The sequence below is a fragment of the Poseidonocella sp. HB161398 genome, assembly GCF_005870025.1.
Taxonomy (GTDB): Bacteria; Pseudomonadota; Alphaproteobacteria; order Rhodobacterales; family Rhodobacteraceae; genus Mangrovicoccus.
In genome coordinates this window covers 1-5117 of the sequence record NZ_VATA01000150.1, presented here as the reverse complement: position 1 = coordinate 5117, position 5117 = coordinate 1, and the positions used below count along the sequence as shown (strand labels likewise).

Sequence of the window (5117 nt, the reverse complement as noted above, 5' to 3'; positions counted from 1 at the left end):
CGGGCGATGCGCACATTCCGTGGAGGACAACCTTCGGACGCAAGGGGCGGACGGCGGGTGAAACGCAGTGCCGGAACAAATGCATGCAGCCGGTGCTTCGCAGCCGACACCCCAGCGTGGAGCCGTCATCGCCACTAGGAAAAGTCGCCGCGATCGAACGGAGAGGGAAACAGCGGCCAGACCGGCGCCTATGATGCTCTTGTCCTCGTGACCGGCGGCTTATGCCGATTCATCACCCAGGCTCTGCGGCAGCGCAGCAAGTCCGCTTCTCCAAGCCCTGTCGCGACGGGCCCTTCGACCACGGCGGCGTCGCGACCGTCAGCAAGGGGCTGTCTGGGGACCGACGGCGCGTCGGGCTCAACCGTCTGCGGCCTTGCGGTGAGGCCAGAGACGGTTCCGGAGCGGCAATCAGTGCGCTGCTGGGGCGCCCATGGTGACACCTGCGTTAACTGGAAAGCTTGGTGCATTCCTCCCCGCCCTCGAGCGGGGAGGTTGCTTCAACCCGCGCCCCTTCAGGCAGGTGCCTTGTAACTTCCCGCAATCTGCCCGGCCTTCCTTTGCATCTCCGTCAACTCCTCCGCGGAGAAGGCGCGGACCGTCTGGACATTGGCCACCATGCCGGAGGCGGCAACTCCCATCAGGCCCGCGACCAAGTCCTGCACATCATCGATCTCGGCGATGACCAACCAGTCTGTAGCGCCTGTAGTTGCGTAATAGGCAGTAACCTTGCCGCCGGCGGCTTCGATGATCGAGCGCGCGCCTTCGGCCCGGTCACTCGGATTGGCGATCATCCCCTTGAAGGCCGCAGATGTATAGCAGCCCGTTACGACGAAATGTGGCATGGCAAGTCCTCCCTGAAAGGGGCCTCGGGCCCTCTGCTGCATCATGCAGGTCGATCCGGCCCGCTTTCTCCCCTGGCGGACGTTATCACATCGGGGCTTCGCCGACCAAACATCCCGGCGTTCACCGGGACCACATCGTCGGCGGATGGGCGGCCCGAGAGGGCTGGCAAGGGGCGTATGCATGCAAAGGGCGACCGGCGGCTTCCTCCGGTTTGCAGGCGATGCGCCGCGGTGATCCGTCGGCGCATCGCTCCGGATGGGCATGTTGCGCCCTGCGGCAGATGTCGCGTACTCAGTTATGCGAGCCATCAACGACAGAACGCAGATATCCACCGGGCATGTCGGCAGCGTCGACCGCAACATTTCCTGCCCCGGTTCTGCTATGCTGAAGGAAACAAGTTCACGCCTTCGCCGAGAGGTCCGATGCTCATGAACGGTCTGGCAACAACACAAAGGCAAGGCGTTGCCTGCGCCGGCAACTGGGTTCTCGACACGATCCACACGCTTTCGCACTGGCCCGAGAAGTCGGGGCTGGCGCTGATTTCAGCCCAGCACATCGGTCTCGGCGGGGGTCCGGCCAACGTCGCCGTTGGCCTCAAGGCCATGAAGGCACAGTATCCCGTGCTGCCGATCGGCTTGATCGGCGCGGGCGCCTTGGGCGACGAAGTGGTCCGTTTGTGTCACGAGGCTGGATTGCCAGCGGAGGAGTTGCGCAGGACATCACGCGCCACCACGTCCCAGACGCACGTGATGAACGTGCCGGGCGACAGCCGGACGTTCTTCCACCATCCGGGCGCCAACGCCCTGCTCGATGCTTCGGCGTTCGACATCGACCGTCTGACGGCCAGGAAGGTCAAGCTGCTGTACCTCGGATATCTCACGTTGCTCGATGCGCTGGACGCGATCGGTCCTGACGGACGAACCGTGGCCGGACATTTGCTGGCGAGGGCGAGAGCCCAAGGGATCATGACCTGTGTGGACCTTGCATCCTTCGCTTCGCCCGCCTACCGCGCGACGGTGGAGGCCACGCTGCCAGACATAGACATTCTGTTCGCCAATGAGCTTGAAGCGGGATTGGCGACCGGTCTGGAGCTGGTCGGCGATGCTGACTTGGATGGCATGATCCGTGCCGCGCGCGTCCTGAAATCCGGGGGTGTGCGGACAGGCGTGGTCATTCATTCACCGGCCCGGGTGATCTGGTGCGGTCATGGCTACGAGCACGTCATGGAGCCGGATCCGATCCCCGCCGAACGGGTGATCAGTGCTGTTGGCGCGGGAGATGCCTTCGCGGCGGGCGTGATGCACGGAATTCACGAAGACTGGCCTATCGAGAGTTCGCTGAACTTCGGCACGCACGTCGCGGCGGCGTGCCTATCCGGATACACAGCGACCGACGGATTGACGGGACTGTCCCTTCCGGAAGCCCCGCCATAGCTGTCCCCATGTCGTGCGGATACCATGCGTCCGCTCCTATGCCTGCCAATACTCGCAGACAGCAGCGGGATGGGACGAGCGGCCACTTCAGGGAAGGCCGCAGTGCAACGGCGCCGAATTCCGAGTGACAGGATTGGGGAGTGACCGCGCGACCTTGGGGCTGGCTGGCCCAGTCTGCCATCGGCTGCAAACTGCGCTCTTCGCTAGGAGGGGCGCCACCATGAGCGGCCGGATTGGAGCGGCCCGGCTAGGTTGGCGCCCGCCGAGCTCCGCCCGCCGTGACCGACCGCTTTCGAAGATCCACCGCTCGGGCTCCGCCGCGCCGCCGCAAGTCCGCTTTTCGTGGTCGACCTCGCCAGGTGCTCCGACCTCGGTGCCGTCGCGACCGACCTTAAAGGGCTGGCTTGAGGCGCTCGGGGTGCCAAGGCGAGCGGCAAGTTCTTCTGCTCGGTTCGTCATGGCCTCTTACTGTGAACTATCTGTTCCAGCACCAAGCTTCTGCGCCGCCGCAAGGACGTTGAGAGCCCCAGAGCGGTCCACGGTTGCCGCAAACGATGCAACCGGATCGCGGCCATGCTACAGTTCGGAGAAGTGTGAGGGGGCAGCATGAAACCTGGAATGGAACCGGTCATCGACCACTACACGCGCACTGGTCTGATGGAGCGTATTCGTGCGGCTTTAAGGGGCCGTGGATATGATCCGGACAATCCGTCGATTGAGATGCTCAGTGAGCTGGATCATCTGCACGGCGGCGGTTTCGCGACCACTGAAGCGCAGGTCGAACTGGCCGAGATCCCGCGCGGGTGCCACGTGCTTGATGCTGGTTGTGGCATTGGCGGGCCAAGTCGTTATCTCGCGGGCATGCACGGCTGCACGGTGGACGGCATAGATCTGACCCCTCAATACATCGACGTCGCCGCTCAGTTGAACGAAATGACCGGTCTGGGCGGCAAGATCGCCCTGGCCGTGGGAAGCGTTACCGATCTACCGTATGAAGACGAACACTTCGACGTCGTCCTCTGCCAGAACGTGAGTATGAACGTCGCGGACAAGGACCGCATGTGCAAAGAAGCCTTCCGGGTTCTGAAACCCGGCGGAATATATACGCTCTCCCATCTTGCCGAAGGGCCAAATGGATCCCCAATTTATCCGCTGCCATGGGCGCTCACGGCCGAGGTCAGCTTCCTTGGAGTGCCGCAAGACCTGCTCGAAACACTCTCTGGAGCCGGATTTTCCGGTATCGAAGACCGGGCGGGACGGGCACGCTCAAAACCCGGCGGAGGCCCCCAGCCTGGCACCATCGGAGCGGCGCCGGCGATGGGGGACGACATGCCTGCCCGAACCGCAAATGCCGCCCAATCGGTGGCGGAGGGAAGGCTCGTGTCGATGATGGTGGTCGCACGCCGCCCGGGCTGCTGATATTCAAAGGCGCACCGGAACCGAACTGCGGAAGCTCTCCGGCTCCATCACCCTCAGTCGGCAACGACAGCATCCACCTCGATCTCGACCAGCCACTCCGGATTTACGAACCGGCTTACCGCCATGATCGTGTCAACAGGCCGTGCATCGAGGCAGTAGAGCTTCCTCGCCTCGATGGCGGGCTTCCAGTTGTCGATGTCGGTCAAGATGACCCGCGTCCGCACGATATCCTGCAGGCCCGAGCCTGCCTGTTCCAGGGCTGCCTTGATGATCTCGAAGCACTGCTTTGTCTGCAGGAAAACGTCACCCACGCCGACCGTTTTGCCGTTCCCATCGACAGGCGCGGTCCCGCCGACCGCGATGAAATTGCCAACCCTGACGGCGCGGCTGAAGCCGACAATCGTTTCCATCGGGTTGCCGTTCGAGATCAGACTTCGCTTATGTTCCATGCCCCGCCCCGGATGTTTCCGCGGAGTACTGTGGCATGGGGATCGGACTAGGTCTTCCAGAAAGCCAACTGGATAACCGCTTGGTCCGGCGAATGCGTGGTAGGCGGACGAGAATGCCGCGAGAAAGACTGAGCGGCTAATCTTGGAAACGCCTCAAGGCAAGGCAATGTGCCAGTGGATGACCCAACTGAGGAGCGGCCAGCAAGCAGAGAATGCTGCGGGCCAGGCCGAGCGGCCGTTGCAGGGAAAGCCGCAGCGCGGCGGCGCAGGATTATGAACGACCGGCCTTGGGAGCGACCGCTCGACCTTGGCGCCCGCTGGGCCGGTTTGCCACCGGCTGCTAACGGCGCTCTTCCCCAGTACGGAAGATGAAGATTACCGGCCGGACTCGTGGAGGCCCGGCTGCGGCGGCGCCAGTCTCCCCATCATCGTCGCGATCGGCCGCTATGGCAGATTCGCCGCCTGGGCTCCGCCGCGGCGCCGCATGTCCGCTTCGCCTGGCCGGTCACAGTGGAGTCTCGAGCCCGGCGCTGTGGCGACCGGCAGGTAAGGGCTGGGTGGTGGCGTTCGGGGTGCTGAGGGCGAGCGGCAGGTTCCGCCCCGCGTCCCTGCGTGGTGACAGATGGTGAATTATCAGCGCTTGGGTCAACCTTCCGCGGTGCCGCGTGGCTGTTGAGAGCCCGGATCCGGCAACCGGGGGTCTGTGCGAGGCACATCAGATCTGCCCGCTTTCGAGGTCGCAATCCAGAAGCCATGTCGTTGCCGGCGCAGACAACATGGCCTTGTCACCGGAGTGTTGCGGAAGGTACGGTGCGAGAGACAAACACAGTCCATACGGAACGAACCGAAATGGTTTACGAGCTCACTGAAGACCTTGTGCGGCCTTGTTGCACAAATCGTGCGAGGGATTCACTGCATGAATCCAGCATGATAGCCGGTAGGCATGAGCAGTTGGGCCCCTACGAAGTACAAG

General features: G+C 63.4%; 4 protein-coding genes. 2 read left to right on the top strand and 2 right to left on the bottom strand.

What is annotated here, in order from left to right; genetic code table 11:
- Nucleotides 1–512 precede the first annotated feature (512 nt).
- Nucleotides 513–842 (bottom strand): GYD domain-containing protein, encoded by a 330-nt coding sequence (locus FGX59_RS35885; protein WP_138473349.1) that lies wholly within the window; start codon nucleotides 840–842, stop codon nucleotides 513–515.
- Between the two features lie 423 nt (nucleotides 843–1265).
- Between FGX59_RS35885 and FGX59_RS35880 the strand changes: the two genes are divergently transcribed.
- Entirely contained in the window at nucleotides 1266–2276 is a 1011-nt protein-coding gene (locus tag FGX59_RS35880; protein ID WP_171061005.1) for a carbohydrate kinase family protein, read from the top strand.
- Nucleotides 2277–2894: 618 nt separating this feature from the next.
- Complete coding sequence (locus FGX59_RS35875) at nucleotides 2895–3695, top strand: class I SAM-dependent methyltransferase (protein WP_171061004.1); 801 nt, start codon at nucleotides 2895–2897, stop codon at nucleotides 3693–3695.
- Nucleotides 3696–3748: 53 nt separating this feature from the next.
- Here FGX59_RS35875 and FGX59_RS35870 read toward each other — a convergent pair whose 3' ends face one another.
- On the bottom strand, nucleotides 3749–4144 hold the full coding sequence (locus tag FGX59_RS35870; protein ID WP_240722872.1) for a RidA family protein: 396 nt from the start codon (nucleotides 4142–4144) through the stop codon (nucleotides 3749–3751).
- Nucleotides 4145–5117: the final 973 nt, after the last annotated feature.

Excerpts from the sequence above, each read along its gene's own strand:
- FGX59_RS35885 (WP_138473349.1), bottom strand. The coding sequence starts at position 842 with ATGCCACATTTCGTCGTAACGGGCTGCTATACATCTGCGGCCTTCAAG.
- FGX59_RS35880 (WP_171061005.1), top strand. The coding sequence starts at position 1,266 with ATGCTCATGAACGGTCTGGCAACAACACAAAGGCAAGGCGTTGCCTGC.
- FGX59_RS35875 (WP_171061004.1), top strand. The coding sequence starts at position 2,895 with ATGGAACCGGTCATCGACCACTACACGCGCACTGGTCTGATGGAGCGT.
- FGX59_RS35870 (WP_240722872.1), bottom strand. The coding sequence starts at position 4,144 with ATGGAACATAAGCGAAGTCTGATCTCGAACGGCAACCCGATGGAAACG.